The organism is Microbacterium sp. str. 'China', from assembly GCF_002993305.1.
In the GTDB taxonomy this organism is placed as follows: domain Bacteria; phylum Actinomycetota; class Actinomycetes; order Actinomycetales; family Microbacteriaceae; genus Microbacterium; species Microbacterium paraoxydans.
Window position 1 is genome coordinate 3,139,416 of record NZ_CP027434.1, and the last position, 22,660, is coordinate 3,162,075.

The 22,660-nt window shown below is 71.1% G+C and carries 19 protein-coding genes and 1 riboswitch; of the genes, 7 read left to right on the top strand and 12 right to left on the bottom strand.

From position 1 onward, the window contains the following. The first annotated feature begins 31 nt into the window (after positions 1 to 31). Both C6C15_RS15295 and C6C15_RS15300 read left to right on the top strand, forming a co-directional pair. Positions 32 to 730, top strand: coding sequence for an ankyrin repeat domain-containing protein (locus C6C15_RS15295; protein WP_105950529.1), 699 nt, complete (start codon positions 32 to 34; stop codon positions 728 to 730). Then, positions 727 to 1,476, top strand: a complete 750-nt coding sequence (locus tag C6C15_RS15300) for a sulfite exporter TauE/SafE family protein (protein ID WP_060923668.1) — start codon at positions 727 to 729, stop codon at positions 1,474 to 1,476. Before C6C15_RS15295 ends, C6C15_RS15300 begins: the two co-directional genes overlap by 4 nt. A gap of 142 nt (positions 1,477 to 1,618) precedes the next feature. Here C6C15_RS15300 and C6C15_RS15310 read toward each other — a convergent pair whose 3' ends face one another. Both C6C15_RS15310 and C6C15_RS15315 read right to left on the bottom strand, forming a co-directional pair. Next, positions 1,619 to 2,452 (bottom strand): SDR family oxidoreductase, encoded by an 834-nt coding sequence (locus tag C6C15_RS15310; RefSeq protein ID WP_105950530.1) that lies wholly within the window; start codon positions 2,450 to 2,452, stop codon positions 1,619 to 1,621. A 79-nt stretch (positions 2,453 to 2,531) separates the two neighbouring features. Further along, a complete protein-coding gene (locus C6C15_RS15315; protein ID WP_105950531.1) occupies positions 2,532 to 3,290 on the bottom strand; it encodes an SDR family NAD(P)-dependent oxidoreductase in 759 nt (252 codons plus the stop codon). A 132-nt stretch (positions 3,291 to 3,422) separates the two neighbouring features. On the opposite strand from C6C15_RS15315, the gene C6C15_RS15320 reads away from it, so the two are divergent. Then, a complete protein-coding gene (locus C6C15_RS15320; protein ID WP_105950532.1) occupies positions 3,423 to 4,148 on the top strand; it encodes an aminoglycoside 3'-phosphotransferase in 726 nt (241 codons plus the stop codon). Between the two features lie 6 nt (positions 4,149 to 4,154). On the opposite strand, the gene C6C15_RS15325 is transcribed toward C6C15_RS15320, so the two are convergent. From C6C15_RS15325 to C6C15_RS15345, 5 genes are all read right to left on the bottom strand, one after another. Beyond that, positions 4,155 to 5,627, bottom strand: coding sequence for an amino acid permease (locus tag C6C15_RS15325; protein ID WP_231919664.1), 1,473 nt, complete (start codon positions 5,625 to 5,627; stop codon positions 4,155 to 4,157). 9 nt (positions 5,628 to 5,636) lie between these two features. After that, complete coding sequence (locus C6C15_RS15330; protein ID WP_105950533.1) at positions 5,637 to 7,007, bottom strand: glutamate decarboxylase; 1,371 nt, start codon at positions 7,005 to 7,007, stop codon at positions 5,637 to 5,639. Between the two features lie 101 nt (positions 7,008 to 7,108). Continuing rightward, the gene (locus C6C15_RS15335; RefSeq protein WP_060923373.1) at positions 7,109 to 7,900 is read right to left on the bottom strand and encodes an energy-coupling factor transporter transmembrane component T family protein; all 792 of its coding nucleotides are present in this window, start codon (positions 7,898 to 7,900) and stop codon (positions 7,109 to 7,111) included. Beyond that, positions 7,897 to 9,351 (bottom strand): ABC transporter ATP-binding protein, encoded by a 1,455-nt coding sequence (locus C6C15_RS15340; RefSeq protein ID WP_197676700.1) that lies wholly within the window; start codon positions 9,349 to 9,351, stop codon positions 7,897 to 7,899. The genes C6C15_RS15335 and C6C15_RS15340 overlap by 4 nt, the downstream gene beginning before the upstream one ends. Then, complete coding sequence (locus tag C6C15_RS15345; protein WP_060923390.1) at positions 9,351 to 9,992, bottom strand: ECF transporter S component; 642 nt, start codon at positions 9,990 to 9,992, stop codon at positions 9,351 to 9,353. Before C6C15_RS15345 ends, C6C15_RS15340 begins: the two co-directional genes overlap by 1 nt. Further along, positions 9,983 to 10,094: riboswitch (TPP riboswitch) on the bottom strand. It overlaps the preceding gene by 10 nt. Positions 10,095 to 10,164: 70 nt before the next feature. On the opposite strand from C6C15_RS15345, the gene C6C15_RS15350 reads away from it, so the two are divergent. Next, on the top strand, positions 10,165 to 11,652 hold the full coding sequence (locus C6C15_RS15350; RefSeq protein ID WP_144881923.1) for a D-alanyl-D-alanine carboxypeptidase family protein: 1,488 nt from the start codon (positions 10,165 to 10,167) through the stop codon (positions 11,650 to 11,652). Positions 11,653 to 11,710: 58 nt separating this feature from the next. Here C6C15_RS15350 and C6C15_RS15355 read toward each other — a convergent pair whose 3' ends face one another. Further along, positions 11,711 to 14,020: an ABC transporter ATP-binding protein gene (locus C6C15_RS15355; RefSeq protein WP_060923392.1), complete on the bottom strand. Its 2,310-nt coding sequence runs from the start codon at positions 14,018 to 14,020 to the stop codon at positions 11,711 to 11,713. Beyond that, complete coding sequence (locus C6C15_RS15360) at positions 14,017 to 15,744, bottom strand: ABC transporter ATP-binding protein (protein WP_105950534.1); 1,728 nt, start codon at positions 15,742 to 15,744, stop codon at positions 14,017 to 14,019. The genes C6C15_RS15355 and C6C15_RS15360 overlap by 4 nt, the downstream gene beginning before the upstream one ends. Positions 15,745 to 15,947: 203 nt before the next feature. Here C6C15_RS15360 and C6C15_RS15365 point away from each other — a divergent pair, with 203 nt between their 5' ends. Both C6C15_RS15365 and C6C15_RS15370 read left to right on the top strand, forming a co-directional pair. Further along, positions 15,948 to 16,970: a hypothetical protein gene (locus tag C6C15_RS15365; RefSeq protein WP_105950535.1), complete on the top strand. Its 1,023-nt coding sequence runs from the start codon at positions 15,948 to 15,950 to the stop codon at positions 16,968 to 16,970. Then, positions 16,967 to 17,362 carry a GntR family transcriptional regulator gene (locus C6C15_RS15370; protein WP_105950536.1) on the top strand — a complete coding sequence of 132 codons (396 nt, stop codon included), beginning with the start codon at positions 16,967 to 16,969 and terminating at the stop codon, positions 17,360 to 17,362. Before C6C15_RS15365 ends, C6C15_RS15370 begins: the two co-directional genes overlap by 4 nt. A gap of 8 nt (positions 17,363 to 17,370) precedes the next feature. On the opposite strand, the gene C6C15_RS15375 is transcribed toward C6C15_RS15370, so the two are convergent. Continuing rightward, the gene (locus tag C6C15_RS15375; RefSeq protein ID WP_105950537.1) at positions 17,371 to 18,432 is read right to left on the bottom strand and encodes an enoyl-CoA hydratase/isomerase family protein; all 1,062 of its coding nucleotides are present in this window, start codon (positions 18,430 to 18,432) and stop codon (positions 17,371 to 17,373) included. A gap of 110 nt (positions 18,433 to 18,542) precedes the next feature. On the opposite strand from C6C15_RS15375, the gene C6C15_RS17250 reads away from it, so the two are divergent. Continuing rightward, positions 18,543 to 20,507, top strand: a complete 1,965-nt coding sequence (locus C6C15_RS17250) for an ATP-binding cassette domain-containing protein (protein WP_199787661.1) — start codon at positions 18,543 to 18,545, stop codon at positions 20,505 to 20,507. 57 nt (positions 20,508 to 20,564) lie between these two features. On the opposite strand, the gene C6C15_RS15385 is transcribed toward C6C15_RS17250, so the two are convergent. Together C6C15_RS15385 and hemL are read right to left on the bottom strand one after the other, a co-directional pair. Further along, a complete protein-coding gene (locus tag C6C15_RS15385) occupies positions 20,565 to 21,014 on the bottom strand; it encodes a hypothetical protein (RefSeq protein WP_025104866.1) in 450 nt (149 codons plus the stop codon). 301 nt (positions 21,015 to 21,315) lie between these two features. Beyond that, positions 21,316 to 22,638: a glutamate-1-semialdehyde 2,1-aminomutase gene (hemL, locus tag C6C15_RS15390; RefSeq protein ID WP_105950538.1), complete on the bottom strand. Its 1,323-nt coding sequence runs from the start codon at positions 22,636 to 22,638 to the stop codon at positions 21,316 to 21,318. Between the last annotated feature and the right edge of the window lie 22 nt (positions 22,639 to 22,660).

Below are 22,660 nucleotides of genomic sequence, written 5' to 3' on the forward strand. Positions count from 1 at the left end.
CACCTCCGGGATCATTTGGTATACCGGATGCATGCGGATGAGACGGGTGGCGGCGGCTGTCGCGCTCGCGGGCGCGCTGCTGCTCGCCTCGGCCTGCACAGCCGCGCCGTCGCATCCCGCACCACCGACCCCGGAGGCTCCCATGACCGACGCCACGTCCGATCTGCTCGCCGCGGCCGCCGCGGGCGACGCTGACGCCCTCCGCCGCGCGCTCGACGCGGGCGCCGACATCGAGGCCCGCGGCGACGGCGGCATGACTCCCCTGGTCGCGGCCACCAAGGCGAACCGCGTCGACGCGGCACGGCTCCTGATCGAGGCCGGCGCCGACCTAAACGCGAAGGACGACATCCAGGACTCCGCCTATCTCTACGCCGGCGCCCGCGGGCATGACGAGATCCTGCGGATGACCCTGGCGCACGGGGCCGACCTCCGCAGCACGAACCGCTTCGGCGGCACCGCGCTGATCCCGGCGTCCGAGCGCGGTCTGCTGCCGACGGTCGAGATCCTGCTGGACGCAGGAGTCGATCCGGATCACATCAACAACCTCGGCTGGACCGCCCTGCACGAGGCGATCGTGCTCGGCGACGGCTCCGCCCGCTACGTCGAGGTGGTGCGCGCGCTCCTCGACGGCGGCGCCGATGCGACCATCCGCGACGGCGACGGCGTGCTGCCGCTGGACCTCGCGACCGACCGCGGGTATGACGCCATCGCCGCCGAGCTCCGGCGGTGACAGCGCTCGATCCCTGGGCCTGGGCCGCGCTCGGCGTGGCCGCGGTCGTCATCGGGATCTCGAAGACCGCTCTTCCAGGCGGCAGCATCCTCGCGATCGCCCTGTTCGCCGCGGTCCTCCCCGCACGCACCTCCACGGCCGCGACCCTCCTGCTGCTGATGGTGGGCGACGTGTTCGCGCTGCTGGCCTACCGACGGCACGCGCATTGGCCGACGTTGCTCCGCCTCGCGCCGGCGGTGGTGGCGGGACTCCTCCTCGGCTTCGCCTTCCTCGCCCTGACCGGAGACGGGGTCGTGCGCCGCGCCATCGGCGTGATCCTGCTGCTCATGATCGCCGTGACGCTGTGGCGGCGATGGCGGCAGGCGCGGGCGGAGCAGGAGGCTGCGGCGCGGGGCGGCGCGCTGCTGGCCGGCGTCTACGGCACGCTCGGCGGCTTCACGACCATGGTGGCGAACGCGGGCGGTCCGGTCATGTCGATGTACTTCCTCGCTACGCGGACGCCCGTCCAGGTCTTTCTCGGCACCTCCGCCTGGTTCTTCGCGATCATCAACGTGATCAAGGTGCCGTTCCTGGCCGGGATCGGACTGTTCACCGGCCCCGTGCTGCTCACCGATGCGATCCTCGCGCCGCTCGTGGTGCTCGGCGCGCTGCTCGGTCTGCGGGTCGCGCGGCGCCTGGACCAGCGGCTCTTCGACCGCATCGTGATCGTGCTGACGATCCTCGGTGCCGTGTACCTGCTGCTCTAGCCCTTCGACGGGCTCACCCTTCGACCGGCTCGGGGACCCACCCTTCGACGGGCTCAGGGACCCACCCTTCGACGGGCTCAGGGACCCACCCTTCGACGGGCTCAGGGACCCAGATCTGGGTCGCTGAGCCTGTCGAAGCGCGTCAGTCGAGGAAAATGTCCGGGAACAGCGCGCTGTCCGGAGTCCCCGGGACGGCGGCGTAGCCCGAGAAGTCGGTGACTCCGTTCGCCTCGAGCACATCCTCCACGATGAGCGACTGCCCGGTGTACGTACGCGCCGGCTGGGTGAGCACGACGTAGGCGGCGTCGGCGTAGATGTCGGCCGTGCGGCTCGCGGCCATCACCTTGTCGCCGCCGAGGAGGTTCTGCACCGCGGCCGTCGCGATCGTCGTGCGCGGCCAGAGCGTGTTGGCGGCGATGCCGTCGTCCGCGAACTCCGCCGCGAGTCCGAGCGTGACCATCGTCATCCCGTACTTGGCCAGCGTGTACCCGGTGTGCGCACCGAGCCACTTCGGGGTGGGGTTCAGGGGCGGCGAGAGCGAGAGGATGTGCGGGTTCTCGGCGTCCTTGAGGATGGGGACCGCGGCCCGGGAGAGCATGAAGGTGCCGCGGACGTTCACGTCCTGCATCAGGTCGTACTTCTTCGCGGAGAGGTCGAGCGATCGGGAGAGGTCGATGACGCTGGCGTTGTTGAGGACGATGTCGATCCCGCCGAACTCGCCCTGCGTCTTCATGACGGCTTCGGTGATGTGGTCGTCGTCCCGCACGTCGCCGACGATCGGCAGCGCCTGGCCGCCGGCGGCGCGGATCTGCTCGGCCGCGCTGTGCACGGTGCCCTCGAGCTTCGGGTGCGGGGAGTCGGTCTTGGCGAGCATCGCGATGTTCGCGCCGTCCGCGGCCGCGCGCAGGGCGATCGCGAGGCCGATCCCGCGGCTGCCGCCCGACATGAGGATGGTCTTTCCGGCGAGTGTGCTCATGGTTCTCGTTTCGAATCGCTTGATTGGCTGGATTTCCGGGTCGAATCGGGTCATTCAGGCGATTCGAAGCCGGGAGGGGTCACCGCGGGGCCATGCGGATGGCGCCGTCGAGGCGGATGGTCTCGCCGTTGAGGTAGCCGTTCTCGACGATCTGCTGCACGAGGGCGGCGTACTCGTCCGGGCGTCCGAGGCGAGCGGGGAACGGCACCTGCTGTCCCAGCGAGTCCTGCGCCTCCTGCGGAAGGCCCATGAGCATCGGCGTCTCCATGATGCCGGGGGCGATCGTGCACACGCGAATGGCGTGACGGGCGAGCTCGCGAGCGATCGGCAGGGTCATGGCGTGCACGCCGCCCTTGGACGCCGAGTACGCCGGCTGCCCGATCTGCCCGTCGAACGCGGCGACGCTCGCGGTGTTGACGATGACCCCGCGCTCCTCGTCGTGCAGCTCGTTCGCGGCGATCACAGCCGCGGCCTGGGAGATCACGTTGAACGTCCCGACGAGGTTGATGCGCACGATGCGCTCGAAGTCGGCGAGCACGGCGGGCGTGCCGTCCCGGTCGAGCACCTTGGCGGGCGGGGCGATGCCGGCGCAGTTCACGACCACCCGCAGCGGCGCGGCGGCCTGTGCCGCGGCGACGGCGGCCTTGACCTCGTCGACGCTCGTCACGTCCGCGGGCACGAAGAGACCGCCGAGCTCGGAAGCGATCTCCTCCCCCTTCGACGAGGCGAGGTCGATGATGGTGACGTGGGCTCCCGCGGCGGTGAGCCGACGGGCGGTGGCCAGCCCGAGTCCGGAGACGCCGCCGGTGACGAGGGCACCCTGTCCGCTGATCTGCATCTGATGTTCTCCTTCGAACGTCGTCGTGCGACATGCCTGGAACGCAGTCCCAGCCTATGCGGTTCTTGGTGTCACCGCAGGCCAGTGCGTCGACCCGAGCCTACGACACCGAGGTTCCGGCAGGATGGAGAGGTGAGCATCCCCGCCGCCTCCGTCGAGGTCCCCGCCCGGGTGCGCGAACTCGCCGCCGGGGCGGCACTGACCCCCGCGTGGCGCAACGCGCTCGGCGGCCTGACCTTCCGCACCGACGACGGCCGCTACATCAAATGGGGCCCCCTCGATCCTGAGGCGAACATGCGCGACGAGGCCGAGCGGATGCGCTGGGCCCGCACCTGGATCACGGTGCCCGAGGTGCTCTCCCAGGGCCAGGATGAGGCGCACGAGTGGCTCGTGACGGCGGCCCTCCCCGGCAGCAGCGCCGTGGATCCGCGGTGGACCGCCTCTCCGGAGGCCGCCGTCCGCGCAGTCGGGCTCGGTCTGCGCCTCCTGCACGACGCCCTCCCCGTCGCGGAGTGTCCGTGGACGTGGAGCCCGGCGGAGCGCATCGCGAACGCCGCCGACCGCGGCACGACGGTACCGACGGACCTGCTCGAGCCGCCGTCGATCGACCGGCTCGTGGTCTGCCACGGCGACGCATGCCTGCCGAACACCCTGCTCGACGACGACGGCCGACCCCTCGCCCATGTCGACCTCGCCGCGCTCGGGGTCGCCGACCGGTGGGCCGACATCGCCGTCGCCGCCATGAGCACGCTGTGGAACTTCGGACCCGGGTGGGAGGACACCCTCATCGCGGCCTACGGCGTCGAGCCCGACCACGTCCGGCTGGAGTACTACCGACGCCTCTGGAACGAGACGTGATCCGGCTCAGGCTTCCGGGTGCGCGTCGCTCAGGAGGCTCCCGTCGGCGGGCCGCCGATCCCACGAGGGCTTCCGCAGCGCGTAGAAGAGCAGCGGCGGGGCGCCGAGCACGACGATCACCGCTCCGACGATCCACGGGTACGCGGCCGCCGGGAAGGCGGTGAAGCCGTCGGGCGGGATGAAGGCGAGCAGGAACGCCGCGAGGCAGGCGAAGAACCCGACCCCGGCGACGAACGGGAGGGCCTTCACGCGGTAGGCACGGTGGACGTCCGGCGCCTTCCGCCGCAGCACCATCGCCGAGGCGAACATGAGCATGTACATGATGAGGTACAGCGCGGCGGCCATGTCGATGAGCGCCACGAAGGCGGCGCTGACGTTGGGCACGATGATGAAGATCGCCGCGAGGATCGTGACGATGGTTCCCTGGAGCATCAGGATGCCGGACTGCACACCGGCCTTGTTCCGCTTCTGCAGCAGCGGCGGGAGCAGTCCCGTCTCCGCCGCCGCCAGCACACCCTTGGAGGGACCGGCGACCCACGTCACGACCGAGGCGAGGGCACCGGCGGCGATCAGGGCCGAGACGACGGCCGTCGCCCACCCCATGTCCCAGTGGTCGAAGTACTCCCCGAACGCGAGCATGATGCCGTTCGTCAGCCCGAGCTCCTTCTTCGGCACAGCGACCGCGATCGCGATGGTGGGCAGGATGAAGACGAGCAGGATCAGGCCGGCGGCGAGGAACACCGAACGCGGGTAGCCCTTGCCCGGATCCTTCATCTGGTTCACGTGCACCGCGTTGACCTCCATGCCGGCGTAGGCCAGCACGTTCGAGACGATCAGCACGATGGACGCGAGACCCGTGAACGGCGGGATCACCGCCGAGGCATCCAGCGGCACCTGGCTCTTCTCCCCGCTGAAGACCCACACCGCCCCGAAAACGATGAGCAGCACCGCCGGGAACAGCGTGCCGATGATGCCGCCCCAGGAGCCCAGCTTGGCGAAGAGGTCGCCGCCGCGGAGGGTGACCAGGGTGGCGCCCCAGTAGCAGACGATGATGATGACCGCCGTGAAGAAGCCGGAGCTGGACAGCGAGGGGTCGAGGAACACGAAGGCGAGAGCGCCGGCGACGAACGCGAGCTGCGTGGGGAACCAGACGACGTTCTGGATCCACTGCAGCCACACTGCGGTGAACCCCCAGCGGTTGCCGAGGGCCTCCCGCACCCAGACGTACACCCCGCCCTTCCACCCCGTCGCCAGCTCCGCGGCGACGAGGGCGGTGGGGACGAGGAAGAGCACCGCGGGGATGAGGTACAGCGTGATGCTGCCGAGGCCGTAGATCGCCATCGCGGGCAGGGACCGCAGGCTCGCCACGACGACGAGGGTGAGCAGGGCGAGCTGGCCGATGCCGAGGACGGCGACGGCGGGACGGGAGACGCGCGGCGTGGAGGCGGCGCCGGCGGCACCGGACTGCGGGGCGGACATGTCAGCCCCCTAGTGGTGGAACGCCGAGTCGGGGTGGTCGGGCGGCATGGGTGCCGTGAGCGCGTCGAGGTGGGCCACCTCGGCGGTGATGGCGTCGAGCAGCTCGGCGGCCAGATCCATGCTGAGCCCGTTGCGCACGACGATCCGCTGCACCGTGAGGTCCTCCAGATCGGCGGGCATCGGGTACGCGGGGACGAGCCAGCCGCGCATCCGGAGCCGATCCTGCAGGTGGTACAGCGTCCACTTGTCGGTGTGCCCGTCCTTCAGGCGCCAGGCGAAGACGGGGATGTCGCTGCCGTCGTTCCACAGTTCGAACGCGTCCAGTTTCGCGATCCCCGCGGACAGGAACTTCGCCACGTCCTGCGAGGCCTGCTGGATAGCCCGGTAGCCCTCGAACCCGAGGCGGAGGAACAGGTAGTACTGCAGCAGCACCTGCGCCCCAGGGCGGGAGAAGTTCAGGGCGAAGGTCGGCATCTCCCCGCCGAGGTAGCTCACCTTGAACACCAGATCCTCCGGCAGCCACTGCGTGTCGCGCCAGACCACCCAGCCGAGACCGGGGTAGACGAGACCGTATTTATGCCCCGAGGTGCTGATCGAGTGCACGCGCTCCAGCCGGAAGTCCCAGACCAGGTCGGGCTGGAGGAACGGGGCGATCATCGCTCCCGAGGCGCCGTCCACGTGGATCGGGATGTCGAGGCCGGTCTTCTCCTGGATCGCATCCAGCGCCGCGGCGATCTCCGCCACCGGCTCGTACATGCCGGTGTAGGTGACACCCATGATGGCGACGACGCCGATGGTGTTCTCGTCCACGTACTTCTCGAGATCATGGCCGTCGAGTGTCTTGTGCTCCTCACTGATGGGCACGTAGCGCGGTTCGACGTCGAAGTAGTTGCAGAACTTCTCCCAGCACACCTGCACGGCGCTCGACATCACGAGGTTCGGCGCGGAGGCGTCTTTGCCGGCGGCACGGCGCGCCTGCTGCCAGCGCCGCTTGAACGCGAGACCGCCGAGCATGCACGCCTCGGAGGAGCCGATGGTCGAGGTGCCGATGCTCTTCGCCGCGTCCGGAGCCTTCCAGAGGTTCGCGAGCATGTGCCAGCAGTTGTCCTCGATGGCGGCGGTCTGCGGATACTCGTCCTTGTCGATCATGTTCTTGTCGAACGAGGCCACGTAGACCTGCTTCGCCTCGTCGTCCATCCAGGTGCTGACGAAGGTGGCGAGGTTGAGGCGTGCGTTGCCGTCGAGGATGGTCTCGTCCTCGACGATCTGCTTCGCCGTCGTGGGAAGCGACTCGGAATCCGGGATGACGTGTCGCGGTGCGACGGTGGCCTCGCCCGGCCGCGTGAAGAGCGGCTGGTCGTCGGCGGAGGAGATGCTCATGGGACGTCCCTTTCGGTCGGTGTCGATTGGCACTGTCTCCAGCGGACGCTAGACCGGCCACCGACCGACCTCCAGGGACCCTCGTCCGAAACGGGTGAGGGTCAGGACGGCCCAAGGATGAAGTTCCAGGCCCCGGTCGCGACCGCGGCGGCGATCGCCGTCGCGGAGATCGCCGCCCCGACGGCGAGCAGAAGCCACTCCGGCGCGCCGAAGCGCGACTCGCGCGCCCACGTCCGTCGTCCCGCCGCCCCGAAGCCGCGTGCCTCCATCGCGGTCGCGAGCTTGGCACCGCGGCGGATCGACAGCACGAGCAGGGCGAAGGCCATGCCGAGGAAGCGGCGGATGCGCCCGCGGTCGGCGACGCCGCGCGCCCGGCGGGCGAGCTCGAGGGCACGCCAGTCGTCGAGGAACAGTCCGGCCATGCGCAGGCCGGCGAGCGCGCCCAGCACGAAACGGGCCGGAAGCCGAAGGATCTGCCCGAGGCCATCGGCGAGGTCCGTGGGATCGACCGTGATGAAGAGCACCACCGAGGGCAGGGCGATCGCGAGCACCCGGAGCATCGTGGCGACGGCGAGCGCGAGCGAGCCCTCGCTGATGCGGAGCACGAACCAGTCGACGTAGACGGTGCCGCTCGTCTCTCCGTAGAGGGCGATGGTGAGACCGGTCAGCGGAGCCGCGAGCCAGACCGGCCACGTGCGCACCCAGAACTCCCGCCAGCCGATGCCCGCGAAGAGGAACAGCACCGCTTCGAGCACCAGCGCGACAGCCGCCGACACGGGGTCGAGGGTGAGGACCAGCGGCACGGCGATGAGCGCGCTGACCCCCAGCTTCGCGACCGGATTGATCCGGGCGACGACGCCGGTGCGGGCGGACGCGGGGGCGAGAGCCGTCATGCCGGTGCCCCCAGCGCGAACCGCGTGGCGTGCAGAGCGCGCACCACGTCGAGATCGTGGGTGATGGTGACGATCGCGGAGCCCTCGTCCCGCAGGGCGGCGAGCATCGCGACGAGCTCAGCCCAGGTGCGGGCGTCCTGGCCGAACGTCGGCTCGTCGAGGATCAGCACCCGGGGTCGCGTGGCGATCGCGGCCGCGACCGTGAGCCGGCGCTTCTCTCCACCCGAGAGCGTGTACGGATTCGCGGCCCCCAGATGCGCCAGCCGCAGCCGGGCCAGCAGCTCGTCGATACGGGCCTCGATCTCGCCTTCGGGGAGGCCCAGGGCGCGGGGGCCGACCGCGAGCTCCTCGCGCACCGTCTTGCCGAGGAGCTGATGTTCCGGCTCCTGGAAAACCATCCCGATCCGCGTGAGGAGCTCGCGGGAGGCCCAGCGGATCGGGGACGGGTCCGCCCCCTGCGCGAGCACCGGGGCCGCGGACACGGCACCGCTGACGGGAGGGAGGAGTCCGGCGAGGGTCAGACCCAGCGTGGACTTGCCCGCACCGTTGGGCCCGGTGATCGCGACGGCTTCCCCCGCACGCACCTCCAGGTCGATGCCCTGTGCCACGGGGCGCCCCTTCACCCGTGCGACCGCGAGCCCGCGCGCCGACAGCAGCACCTCCCCGGGAGCCGTCCGCGGTGCCGGCGGCTCGGCGGGCGGTCGGCCGGGCACCCAGACGCCGTCCGCGGCCAGGCGCTCGCCCTGCGCGCCGAGCACATCCGCAGGAGTGCCGTCCGCCACCACCCCGCCGGCACCCAGCACGATCACCCGCGTGAGGAGCGGCAACCACACCTCGAGCCGATGCTCCACGACCACGAGGGTGGCGGGACGCGTGGCGAGCATCCGCTCGACGGCATCCCTGACCTCGCGCACGCCCTCCGGATCGAGGTTCGCCGTCGGCTCGTCGAGCAGCACCAGCCCGGGGCCCATCGCCAGCATGCCGGCCAGGGCGAGCCGCTGCTTCTGACCGCCGGAGAGCGCCGCGGTCGGGTGATCGAGCGGCACGTCCAGTCCGACGCCGGCCATCGCGGCCTCGACGCGGGGCCAGATCTCGGCACGCGGCACACCGAGGTTCTCGCACCCGAAGGCGACGTCATCGCCGGCACGGGCGAGGATCACCTGCGAGTCGGGATCCTGGAGCACGAGCCCGGCCCGCCCGCGGGTCGCCGCGGCGGGGTCGCCGCCGACGAGCAGCGCGCCTTCGCTCTCCCCCTCCTCCTCACCGCCGAGCACACCGGCGAGGCCGTGCAGCAGCGTCGACTTCCCCGCGCCGGAGGCGCCGAGCACGAGCACGCGCTCGCCGGGCTCGATGCGGAACGAGACGTCGCGCAGCGCCCAGGCGTGGCGGCTCGCGTGTCGCCAACCCCAGCCGCGGGCCTCGACGCCGGCGGGAGCGAACTGCGCGGACATCAGACGCGGACGCGCGCCTCGCGCCCGGAGCCGAAGCGGTCCAGAGCCCCGGTCGCCGCGATGCCGCGGGCGAGCACCCACGACAGCGCACCGGCGATGACCGCCCCGGAGATCACGGTGCTGAGGAGGTAGATCGTCGTGAAGGCGGGACCTGACCCGGCATACCAGAGGACGAGGTTGTTGATGCCGCCCGCGAGCGCGGCACCGGCCCCGGCGAGGATCGCGACGGGCAGCGACCAGCGGCGGTAGAAGAACAGCAAGAAGACCAGCTCGGCGCCGAGGCCCTGCACGAGACCCGCCTCGAGCGTGAGGAAGCCGCCCCACTGGTTGCCGATGAGCGCCGAGACGACGGCGGCCAGCAGCTCGACGTAGATCGCGGCACCCGCCTTGCGGATGATGAGCCCGCCGAGCACACCCGCGAAGAGCCACGGGCCGTCGAGGAGCCCTTGGAGGCCGGGAAGCAGCGGCTCGAGCATGGCCTTCGGCCCCAGGTATCCGACGTTCCAGGCCAGGAAGATCAGACCGGCGGCGACACCGAGGACGCTGGCGACGACGATGTCGATGACGCGCCAGCGCAGGTAGCCCCGCGCCGGAGCGGCCGTGGTGTTCCTCGACGGGGATGCGGACGTGGACGTACTCATGTGAACTCCTCCCTGCGCTGGCATGACCCAGATCAGGTTCGACGGTCGAAGCGCGATTCGCTCCCTCTCAGCCCGGCTCGCCGGACTCCCGTGGTTGTGCTGTCGATCCTACCGTCCGCGCGTCCCGCGCCGCGCACGGCGGATTCGGGGCCGGATTCGGTACCGTAAGCGAGTGACCGCTTCCGATCCCCCTGAAGAGGCGTCCGGCGGCGTGGGCGTCGACGCGCGGCCCGAAGACTCCGCACCCGCCTCTGCCGCGCCCGCGGACGATCAGCCGGGTCCGGTTCCGGAAGCTGCGGCGTGGGCCGATGCCTCGGCACCGCCGACCGCGCTGACCTGGGTGGACCCGTCGATCGTCGCTGCGGCGTCATCGACGCCCGAGTTCGATGCCTCGGCCGGCACGGAGGAGGAGACGGGATTGCTGCGCGACGCCCGGCTGCGCCCGGCGATTGCCGGACCCGGCCTGCTCGTCCCCCTCGGCGTCCTCGCCGGCCTCATCGCCTCTTACGCCGGCACCACGCTGCTCTGGCCGCTGCACGAGGTCGCCCCGACCGTCCAGGCGGTCGAGTTCACCCCGGTCGCCGCCCCCACCGCCGCGCTCGCCTGGCCGGCGGTCGGCGACGGGGCGGTCGGCATCGCCGGGATGACCACCGCGGCGTCGACCACCGCGCCGGTGAGCATCGCGAGCATCACGAAGGTCGTCAGCAGTCTCATGGTGCTGGACCGGCTGCCGCTGGCCCCCGGCGAACAGGGCCCGGAGTTCTCCTTCACCTACGCCGACAGCGTCCGTTACTGGGACTATCGGATCGCCAATCAGTCGGCGCTCGATGTGCCGGTGGGCGGAGTGCTGACCGAGTACCAGCTTCTGCAGGGCACCCTGCTCGGCTCGGCCAACAACTACATCGACCGGCTGGCGTCGGAGATCTGGGGGTCCGACCGCGAATTCGCCGCCGCGGCCGAGGTCTGGCTCGGCGAGCGCGGACTCTCCGGCATCACCGTGGTCACGCCGTCCGGATTCGACGAGCGCAACGTCGCCACCCCGGAGGCCCTCGTGGCCCTGGGCGAGATGGCGATGCGGAATCCGGTGTTCGCCGAGATCGTGGGTACCCGGTCCGTCGACCTGCCGGGGGCCGGGACGGTCGAGAACACGAACGGCATGCTCGCCGATCCGGGAGTCGTCGGCATCAAGACGGGCACCCTCGTCGGCTGGAACCTGTTGACCGCCAAGGACGTCGTCATCGGCGACGCGACGGTCCGGCTCTACGCCGCGGCATTGAACCAGGAGGACGACGAGGCGCGCCTCGCCCTCACCCGCGCCCTGTTCGCTCAGACGGAAGCGGCGTTGCAGGCCCAGGGCCCGGCCGTCCCGGCAGGCACGGTGGTCGGGCGCGTCCTCACCGTCTGGGGCGAGCGCGTCGATGTGGTCGCCGGTGAGGACGCCGATGTCGTGCTGTGGAACGGAGCGAGCGCGACGGCGACGCCGGTGTTCGATCTCGGGGAGGAACGCGAAGCGGACGGGACGGTCGGCACCCTGACCACGACCGGTCCCGTCGACAGCACGGACACCGCCCTCGTCCTCGACGAGGACCTGGACGGTCCGAGCCCATGGTGGCGACTGACCCACCCCCTCGAACTCCTCGGCATCGCCGGAGACGACTGAGGTTTCACGCACGACGCCCCACTCCGGATCCGGAGTGGGGCGTCGTGCGTGAGGCGGGTCAGGACGGAGACGTGGAGCCGTCAGCGCCGTCGTCGAGAAGTGCCCGAGCCGCTGCGGTCTCGGCCGCCGGGAGCTGGGCGCCGACCGCCGCTCCGGCCACCGCGTCCGCCGCCTGCTCCTGCGCGCTCGCCTCCTCGTCCGCGTCGCCGGTCACGACGACCGGCGAGGATCCGGTGAGAGCCGCTTCGGCGTCGAGGTCGGTCGCCGCCTGCTCGAACTGCGACTGGTACAGGCGCCAATACGCGCCCTGCGCGGCGATCAGCTCGTCGTGCGTGCCCTTCTCCACGATGTCACCGTGCTCCATCACGAGGATGAGGTCCGCGTCGCGGATGGTCGACAGGCGGTGGGCGATGACGAACGAGGTGCGCCCCTGCCGGAGCGCGGCCATCGCGTGCTGCAGCAGCAGCTCGGTGCGGGTGTCGACCGCCGATGTGGCCTCGTCCAGGATGAGGATCGACGGATGCGCCACGAAGGCCCGTGCGATCGTGATGAGCTGGCGCTCACCGGCCGAGACGTTCGACGCGTCCTCGTCGAGCACGGTGTCGTACCCGTCCGGCAGTGCGTGCACGAAGCGATCCACGTAGGTCGCCTTCGCCGCGGCGAGCACCTCCTCGTCCGTCGCGGTCGAGCGTCCGTAGCGGATGTTCTCGCGGATGCTCCCGGCGAAGAGCCAGGGGTCCTGGAGCACCATGCCGGTGCGGGACCGCAGCTCGTCGCGCGTGATGGTCGAGATGTCCTGACCGTCGAGCGTGATCCGCCCGCCGCTGAGCTCGTAGAACCGCATGATGAGGTTCACCAGCGTCGTCTTGCCTGCGCCGGTGGGCCCGACGATGGCGACGGTCTGTCCCGGTTCCACCCGGAAGGACAGATCGGTGATGAGCGGCCGCTCCGGCGAGTACGAGAACGAGACGTTCTCGAACTCGATCACGCCCTCCCCCTCGCGAAGCGCGGGGGCCTCAGGATCGTCGGCCTCCTGCTCGTCGGCATCGAGCAGGCCGAACACCCGCTCCGCCGACGCGGTGCCGGACTGCACGACCGCGGCCATGCCGCCCAGCTCCGACAGCGGCTGGGTGAACTGCTGCGAGTACTGGATGAAGGCCTGCACGTCGCCGAGTCGCAGCTGCCCGCTCGCGACCATGAGGCCGCCGAGCACCGCGATGCCGACATAGGTCAGGCTGCCGACGAAGGTCATCGCCGGCATGATGATGCCGGAGAGGAACTGCGCCTTGAAGCTCGCCTGGAACAGCTCCTCGTTCTCGGCCTTGAACTTGTCCAGAGCGTCCTGCTCACGGCCGAACACCTTGACCAGCGCGTGCCCGGAGAAGGCCTCCTCGACCCGGGCGTTGAGCCGGCCGACCTTGCGCCACTGCGTGCCGAAGGCCTTCTGCGAGCGCGGTCCGATGACGCCGAAGATCACGCCCATGAGCGGGAGTGCCACGAGCGCCACGAGGGCGAGCTGCCACGAGATCGAGAACATCATCACGAGCACGCCGATCACCGTCAGCACGGCGGTGAGGGCACCGGACAGCGACTGCTGCATGGTCTGGGTGATGTTGTCGATGTCGTTCGTCACGCGGGAGATCAGCTCGCCGCGCTGCACCTTGTCGAAGTACGCCAGCGGGAGCCGGTTGATCTTCGCCTCGACGGACTCGCGTAGGCGCCACATGGTCCGGACCATGATGACGTTGATGACGTACCCCTGCAGCCAGCTGAGGAATGCGGCCACGACGTAGATCGCGAGGACGGCGGCGATCACCCAGCGCAGCGCGTCGAAGTCGATGCCGTCGCCGACTCGGAAGTCGCCGAGCGCTCCGACCTGATTGGCGAAGTCGGTCTGTCCGGCGTCGCGCAGGGCGTCGACCACCACGTCCTGCGGCGTCCCCGCCGGGAATCCCGGGAAGTCGCCGCTGGGCTGACCGAGCTGGATGGAGATGAAGCCGCGGTAGACGATGTTCGTCGCCTCGGCGAGCACCTTCGGGGCGGCGACGGTCAGCACGACCCCGATCGCTCCGAGGATCGACACGAAGACGAACCAGACCGCGGAGGGCTTGAGCAGCCCGATCATCCGGGCGAAGCTCGGGCCGAAGTGGTCGGCCTTGCCCGGTGCGACGCTGTCCCAGTCGCCGGAGTTCTGCCGTGCCTGCTCGGCGAGCTCGGCCTCGTACTGCTCCTCTGCGGTGAGCTCCCGCTCGGCCGTGGGCGCCGGTGTCTTGCCCCGTCCGCGGCGCCGCTGGCCCTGGGTCCCTGAGCTTGTCGAAGGGCCCGCTCCCTGGGTCCCTGGGCTTGTGGAAGGATCCTGCTCGCTCATGCGTCCACCCCCAGCTGCGACTCGACGATCTCCCGGTAGGTCTCGCTGTTCTCCAGCAGCTCCTCATGGGTGCCGACTCCGACCATCGTGCCGCCCTCCAGCACCACGATGCGGTCGGCATCGGTGATGGTGGAGATGCGCTGCGCGACCACGATCTTCGTCACCTGCGGAAGCTCCCGCCACAGCGCCTGCCGCAGCCGGGCGTCCGTGGTGAGGTCGAGCGCGGAGAACGAGTCGTCGAACACGAGCACCTGCGGGCGATGGACGAGGGCCCGCGCGATCGCGAGGCGCTGTCGCTGGCCGCCGGACACGTTCGTGCCGCCCTGGGCGATGCGTGAGTCGAGGCCGTCCGGCATCTCCTCCACGAAGTCCCGCCCCTGAGCGATCTCGAGCGCGTGCCAGAGCTCCTCGTCGGTGGCGTCCTCGCGGCCATAGCGCAGGTTGGACGCGACGGTGCCCGTGAAGAGGAAGGGACGCTGCGGCACGAGGCCGATGCTGTCCCACAGCGCCTCGACGTCGGCGTCGCGGACGTCCGTGCCCCCTACGTACACCGCACCGCCCGAGACGTCGAACAGGCGAGGGATGAGCGAGACGAGCGTGGTCTTCCCCGAGCCGGTGGAGCCGACCACCGCGACGGTCTCGCCCGGTTCGGCGGCGAAGCTGATGCCGCTGAGGACCGGGGCGTCGGCGCCCGGGTAGGTGAACTCCACGTCGTCGAACGCGACCGCTCCCGGCGTCGGGAAGGCGGTGACGCCGTCCGCCGGACGCGTCATCGTCGACTCGGTGTTCAGCACTTCACCGATGCGCTCGGCCGAGACGGCGGCGCGCGGGATCATCATCGCCATGAAGCTGGCCATGATGACGCCGCCCATGATCTGACCGATGTACTGCATGAAGGCGAACAGCGTGCCCACCTGCACGGTTCCGTTGTTGACCTCGATGCCGCCGAACCAGATGACGGCGACCACGGTCACGTTGAGGATGAGCATGAACAGCGGGAAGAGCAGCACGAACAGCGAGCCGACCTTGCGGCCGACGACCATGATGTCGGTGTTCGCGCCGCGGAAGCGCTCCTCCTCGATGCGCTCGCGGACGAAGGCCCGGACCACGCGCACGCCGGTGAGCTGCTCCCGCATGATGCGGTTCACGTTGTCGAGCTTGCCCTGGTAGCTGCGGAACAGCGGCACCATCCGGCCGATGACGAGTGCCGCGAGCAGGAGCAGCACCGGGACGGAGACGGCGATCAGCCAGCTCAGCCCGGCGTTGGTCTGCACGGCGAAGATGATGCCGCCGATCGCGAGCAGCGGCGCCGTGACGAGCATGGTCGCGCCCATCATCGCGAGCATCTGCACCTGCTGCACGTCGTTCGTGTTGCGGGTGATGAGGGAACCGGCGCCGAACTGCGAGACCTCGCGCTCGGAGAAGCCGCTGACCTTGCCGAACACGTCGGCGCGGATGTCACGGCCCGCCCCCATCGCGGCGCGGGCGGCGAAGTAGGTCGCGATGACCGAGGCGACGATCTGGCCGAGCGACACCGCCAGCATGAACAGACCGGTGCGCCAGATGTACGCGGTGTCGCCCTGCGCGACGCCGTTGTCGATGATGTCGGCATTGAGGCGGGGCAGGTAGAGGGTGGCGGCCGCGCTGGCGAACTGGAAGACCAGCACGGCGACGAGGAGCCACTTGTAGCGAGACAGATATCGGAGGAGGAGTTTTCCCAGCACAGGCGTACTTTCTCGGAAGGAGGAGGCGGCGGGTCTCCCGGCAGACGGATGCCGACCGACGACCGGCCATAGGACAGGGTGCCACGAAGCGGCGACATTCGGATCCCCCTCCGGGAGGACCTTCGCTCAGAGCGAACCACCATATGTATCGCTTGAATGACACAACTTGTGATAGACATATGGCACAAAGAACGGAGTCCGCCATGCCGAACCCCACCCCGCCTGACATCGTCGGCGCCGTCCTCTCGTCACCGGCCGTCTCGTTCGTCGTCGGCCTCGTCATCGCCGCGCTGCTGGGCCTCACACCCTGGTGGCGCGCGCGTGCGGCGACGGCGACCCGGCTGACGCGCGATGAAGCGGTCGCCGTCGGCGCACGCTACTCGCCCGAGCGACGGCTCCTCGCCGGCGGCGCCCTGGTGGTCCTCGGGACGGGGGTGACGGTGGAGGTGCTCGCCCGGTACGTGCTGCCGCTGAACGGCGAGGTGTCCTGGTGGCGCTACGCCGCCCCCGTGTTCGCCACCGCCGCCGTCATCGCCGCGCTGGCGCTCGCGATCAGCGTGCGGGGTGCGCGCCACGCGACGCAGCCGGTGGCCACCGGGACCCGGCGGACCTGGCTCTCGTTCAGCCCCCGCGGCGGCACCGTGGCGGCGGGTATCGCGCTGCTCGGGCTCATCCTCACGACGATCGCGGCCGGCTGCGCCTCCTCGAACATCGACGGCGGGCCCTTCGTGTTCCTGGAGATCCCCGCGCCGAACACCGACGTCGACCCGGTGCGGCTGTGGTTCTACGGATGGGCGTACGGCGTCACCGTGCTGCTGTGCTGCGCGCTGGTCGCCGCGTCCGTCGTCTGGGCGCTGTCGACGAACGCCACGCGTCCGTTCCTCCGCCCCGAGACCGTTCCCGCCGAACACCGCGAACGTCGCCGGATCGCCGCGGGGGTCGCCCAGGTCGCGACCGGAGGCATCCTGCTCACGCTGGCCGCCGCCTGGCGGTTCATCGGGAGCGCGGGGCGGATCGGCCCCCTGACGATCGAGGGCGAGGGCACGTTCGAGATCGTCTGGCGGTATGCGGACATCGCCCGCGCGGCCGGTGCGGCGGCCCCGGTGCTGGAGGTCGTGGCCGTAGCACTCCTGGTGCTCGCGGCACCGGCCCTGCTGCCGGACGGCGCCCGCAGGTCGAGGGGTTCCGCGACGGCGGCGACACGGCAGCCGGAGGGCGCGCGATGACGCCGCGCTCTCCGCTGTCCGCCGCCGACGATACGCTTCCGGCCCGGGACATCTATCGGCAGTTCCGCGGGCTCATCGTCTCCGGCCAACTCGGCGCCGGCGAACGGCTGCCCTCGGTCCGGCAGACGGCCGGCGACCTCGGCGTCGCTCCGGGGACGGCTGCGCGCGCCTACAAGATGCTCGAAGCCGACGGCCTGGTCGTCTCACGCACCGCGGCGGGCACGCGCGTCGCAGACTCCGCCGCCGTGCTGCCGGCGGCGGTGATCCGGAGGATCCGCGAGCTGGTCGACACCGCGCAGGAGGCCGGCCTCGAACCCGGCGATGTCACCGACGTGATCCGGGCGACCTGGGATTCCCGCCGCCGCGCCGCCGTCGTCCCCGAAGAGAGCTGAGGCGCGCGTCAGAACAGCGCCGGCTGCGGGACGTAGTCGCGGGCGGCCGCCCCGGCGTCGGGTCCGAGCTCGGCAAGGGTGGCGGGCTGCCACCGCGGGTTGCGGTCCTTGTCCACGAGCTGCGCGCGGATGCCCTCCACGAGATCGGGGTGCTCGTTCACGAACCAGAGAACCCGGCGGTAATCGCCCTCCAGCGCGGCGCGGAGCCCGGACATCTCCCGAGCCTCCCGCACGGCGTCGAGAGTGACGACGAGACCAGTCGGGGCCAGCCCGTCGAGCAGGTCGGCGACGGCCGCCGCCTCGTCGGTGCCGAGCCCGCGGAGCCGCTCCAGGATCTCGGGCACGGTCGGGGCGGCGAACGCCTCGTCGATCCACTCCCGCGCAGCGGGGAGCGAGGACGGCTCCGGCGTCTCGTCGAAGAGCAGGACGATCTCGCTGGGGCTCGTCGGGTCGGCGCGGTAGGCCAGAGCCTCGCGCAGCGCGTCGAGGCGGTCGGAGGGGACGAAATGATCCGCGAAGCCCGCGTACACGGCATCGGCACCGTTCATCGTCGTCCCCGTGAGACCGAGGTACTCGCCGAGGCGCCCCGGCGCCCGCCCCAGCAGCCACGTTCCGCCGACATCGGGCGTGAAACCGATCCGGGTCTCCGGCATGGCGAGCTTCGAGCGTTCGGTGACCACGCGGATCGCGGCGTGCCCCGCCAGACCGATGCCACCCCCCATCGTGATGCCGTCGGCGAGCGCGACGACGGGCTTCGGATACTCCGCGATCATGGCGTTCATCGCGTACTCGGCTCGGAAGAACTCCGCGGACTGCTCCGGATGACCCGAGGTGATCTGGCGGTGCAGGCGGCGCACGTCGCCACCTGCGCACATCCCACGCTCGCCTTCGCCGTCGATGAGGACGATCTGCACGTCGGAGTCCTCGCGCCAGGCGACGAGCGCCTCCGTGATGATCGCGATCATGTCCTCGTCGAGCGCATTGATCGCCTCAGGGCGGTTGAGCGTGAGCCGCCCGAGCGCTCCTTCGGTGCGGATGAGGACACGGGGCGCGGCGGGGGTATCGGTCACGGGTGCCAGGCTACCCCGTCACATGCGGCCGGATTCCGCACGAAATGCGGGTTCCGGGGCGGTTTTCCGGCAGGATAGGAGGAACTGTTCATCGCAACGAGAGGTCCCGGATGCCCGAAGGACAGGTGCTCGAATTCACGAATGTGACGAAGCGCTTCAACGAGGTGACGGCCGTCTCGGACTTCTCCGCACGGGTCGAGCCCGGCGCGGTCACTGCTTTCCTCGGCCCCAACGGTGCGGGCAAGACGACGACCCTGCGCATCCTGCTCGGCCAGGTGCGCGCCACGTCCGGCACCGCCACGATCGGCGGCGTCGCGTACGCCGAGCTGCGCCAGCCGCTGCGCACCATCGGCGCGGTGCTGGAGGAGACGGCCTACCGTCCACGCCGCACGGCCAGCCGTCAGCTCACGATCGCCGCGAAGGCCAACGGCATCCGCCTGGCGCGCGTCGACGAGGTCATCTCCCTCGTCGGCCTGGAGGGCGAAGCGGACACGCGCATCGGCGGATTCTCGCTCGGCATGCGTCAGCGCCTCAGCGTGGCCCACGCACTCCTCGGCGACCCGGGAGCGCTCGTCTTCGACGAGCCGGCGAACGGTCTCGACCCGGAGGGCATCCGCTGGATGCGCCTGCTGATGCGTCGTCTCGCCGACGAAGGCCGCACGGTCCTGGTCTCCTCCCATGTGCTCAGCGAGATCGAGCAGGTCGCCGACCACGTGCTCGTGCTCTCCAAGGGACGCCTCGTGCTGTCCAGCGGCATCGAGACACTGGCCGACCCGGCCGGCGGTTCGGTGGTGGTCGATTCCGTCGATCGCCCCGGCCTCACGACCGCCCTGGTCGCCGCGGGATTCGACATCGAGGTGCTCCGCTCCGGTCTGACCGTGCGGGGGACGGACGCGAGCCGGGTGGGCGCCGTTGCGGCGGACGCCGGTATCGCTCTCAGCACCCTCGTGCAGCGCGGTCCGACGTTGGAGGATGTGTTCATCGACCTCATGCGGGGCGGGCGCTTCGACACCGCCCCGGCGCTCGATCAGACGGAGTCTCCGACGGAGGCCGATGCCGAGGTGGAGGCCGAGTCCGCGACCGACGCCGAGGCGCCTGCGGAGGAAGCTCCGACGGACGCCGTGTCGACGGATGAGGCCGCCGCGGGCACCGCCGCTGCGGCTCTCGCAGCCGGCGGCACCGCCGCCCTCGCCGACGACCTGACGACTCAGGCCACGGGCCCCGTGACCTCCGGGACGATCGCCGCCGACGCCGCCCCGACGGAGCAGGCGGAGGTGGAGGTCGCCGCAGACGAGGATGCGACCCGCGCTCTTCCCGTCGTCGCCGCGGACGCCGACACCACCCGGATCCTGCCGGTGATCGACGCGGCCGAAGGCACGCAGCCTGCAGAGGCGGAACACGCCGAAGAGGGCGCGGACACGGAGGCCGAGGACGCGCCGTCGTTCGACGACATCCTCTTCGGTGCGCCCGCGCCCGCCGCCGAGTCCCCGCGGCGGTCCTTCGCCGCCCTGTTCGCAACGGCGTCTGCGGACGCGGAGGCCGAGTCGTCCGCGCAGCCGGCGGCGACGGACGCACCCGGCGAGACCGAGTCCGAGACTGAGACCGAGTCGCCGTCGACGACCGACGATACCCCCGCCGAGGCCGTCGGCTCCGCTGCCGATGCACCGGCCGACAGCACGAGCACCGACGCGCCCGACGGCGCCTCCGGTGACGAGGAGCCCGCGGGGGTGGAGTTCTTCACCGGCCTGGACACCTCGGCAGCGGACGAGACCGCGCCGTCCGAGGACACCGCCGAGGCCGCAGCGCAGGGCGAGGACGCCTCTCCTGCGTCCGACGACGACCCGCGATCGGCCGCCGTGAGCTCGATGCTGGCCGCCGCCGCGCGTGCCTACTACGAGGACGAACCGCGCGACTACCCGCTCGCTCTTGCCGAGGAGACGTCGTCCGGCGAGGGGGCTCCGCAGGACGAGATCGGGAGCGACGAGTCTGCAGACGACACGGAGACCGCGGCGGAACAGCACATCCCCGCGGATGACCGTGGGGACGAGCACCACGACGACGAACACCGCGGCTGAACCCCCGCACAGCAGAACGCCCTCCCGGTCCACCGGGAGGGCGTTCTGCATCCGGGATCAGGCCGGACGTGGTCGGATGACCGGGCGCCGGCTGCCCTTCGACACCGGGGTCGGAGCCGTGGCGACGATCTCCTCGACCGTCGTGGGCTCCTCGGAGACCGGGAGGCGCAGCGCCTGCGTCAGCGCGAGGCCGTGCCGTGTGGTCAGGATCAGGCGGTTGTACTGCGGGTCGCCTTCGAGATCGACGACCACGCTGGGGCGTCGGCGGCGGATCAGCACGAAGTCGAGGCTGCCTGCCGCTTTCCAGCTCCCGGCTGCCAGGACGCCCGGGATGTGCGTACCCGGGTTGGGGACTCCGCGGAGCCAGGTCCAGGCGTCATCCGTCAGCTGGACCTTGGTGATCGTGTCGCGCACGATGCGGACGTTCTCGCGGTGGAAGGTGGCGGCACGTTCGATGGGCGAGAGCACGACCTCGAGTTGCGTCTGGTCCAGCAACAACGTCACCATGCCCCCAGTCTGCCAGCGCCGCCCTCCCGGTTGGCTGGAAGTTGCTCACAGGAACGCAACGATCCCTTGTCGGAATCCCCCACGCTCCGCGCGCACAACTCCTTCGCGAGAACAGGCTCCCGCGCGGGAACAGGCGCTGCCGCGGGCGTAAGCCTGACTCCGCGCGAAGACCTGATGCCGACGACCTCGCGACCACCGCTCCCTCCGCAGGCATCCGCGCGGCATCATGCAGCAGGGTCCAGCGGTGCCTGTTCCCGCGCGGACGCCTGTCCTCGCGGGAGAAAGGCAGCGGCGGCGGCGGTCAGGGGCGCGCGGTGGCGGCCGCCTGAGCGGCGTGCGGCAGGGCTTCCTCGATGCGCTGGAGCTCGGCCTCGCCGTGCGCGGCGGTGAGGAACCAGGCCTCGAAGACGCTCGGCGGCAGCGCGACGCCGTGCTCGCGCATCGCGTGGAAGAACGCCGCGTACCGGAACGACTCCTGCGCCTGCGCCTCGGCATAGTCGCGCGGGGCCGACGCGCGGAACGAGGCGCTGAAGAGGTTTCCGGCGGACGCCAGAGAGTGGGTCACCCCGGCGTCGGCGAGCGCGCGGTCGAGGGCCGAGGAGACCCGGGCCGCCGCGGCATCGACCGTCGCGTAGACCTCCGGCGTCGCGAGGCGGAGCGTCGCCAGGCCCGCGGCCACGGACAGCGGGTTCCCGGAGAGCGTGCCCGCCTGGTAGACGGGGCCGAGCGGCGCGAGGAGATCCATGACCTCGGCACGACCACCGAGCGCCGCCAGCGGCATACCGCCGCCGACGACCTTGCCGAAAGTCAGGATGTCGGGGAGGTAGTCCTCCCCCGCCTGCGCCTGGAGCCCCCAGAAACCCGCGGGGTGCACCCGGAAGCCGGTGAGGACCTCGTCGAGGATCATCAGCGCACCGTGGGCGTGCGCGGTCTCCGCGATGAGGCGGTTGAAGCCCGGCAGCGGAGGGACGACGCCCATGTTCGCGGCCGAGGCCTCCACGATGACGGCCGCGATGCGGGGACCGTGCTCGGCGAAGACGGCGGCGAGCGCCTCGGGGTCGTTGTAGCGGATCACGAGCGTCTGCGCGGCGATCGGCGCGGGCACGCCGGCCGAACCGGGCAGCGCGAGCGTGGCGACCCCGGAGCCCGCCTCGGCGAGCAGGCCGTCGGAGTGGCCGTGATAGTGACCCGCGAACTTCACGAGCAGATCACGGCCGGTCGCGCCGCGGGCGAGGCGGATCGCGGTCATGGTGGCCTCGGTGCCGGTCGAGACGAGACGGACGCGCTCCACGGGACGGATCTCGCCGAAGCGCACACGGTCGGCGATGAGCGCGGCGAGCTCGACCTCCCCTTCGGTCGGAGCGCCGAAGGAGAGCCCGCGGGTGGCGGCCTCTTGCACGGCGGCGACGACCTCGGGCTGCGCGTGTCCGAGCAGTGCGGGACCCCAGGACGCGACGAGGTCGACGTACTCACGACCCGCGGCGTCGGTCACGGTGGCGCCGCGCGCCGAGGCGAGGAACCGCGGCGTCCCGCCGACCGACCCGTAGGCCCGCACCGGAGAGTTCACCCCGCCGGGGATCACCGCACGGGCGGCAGAGAAAAGGTCGTCATTGCGGTCGGTCATCGAGGCTCCTCCGTGATGCACG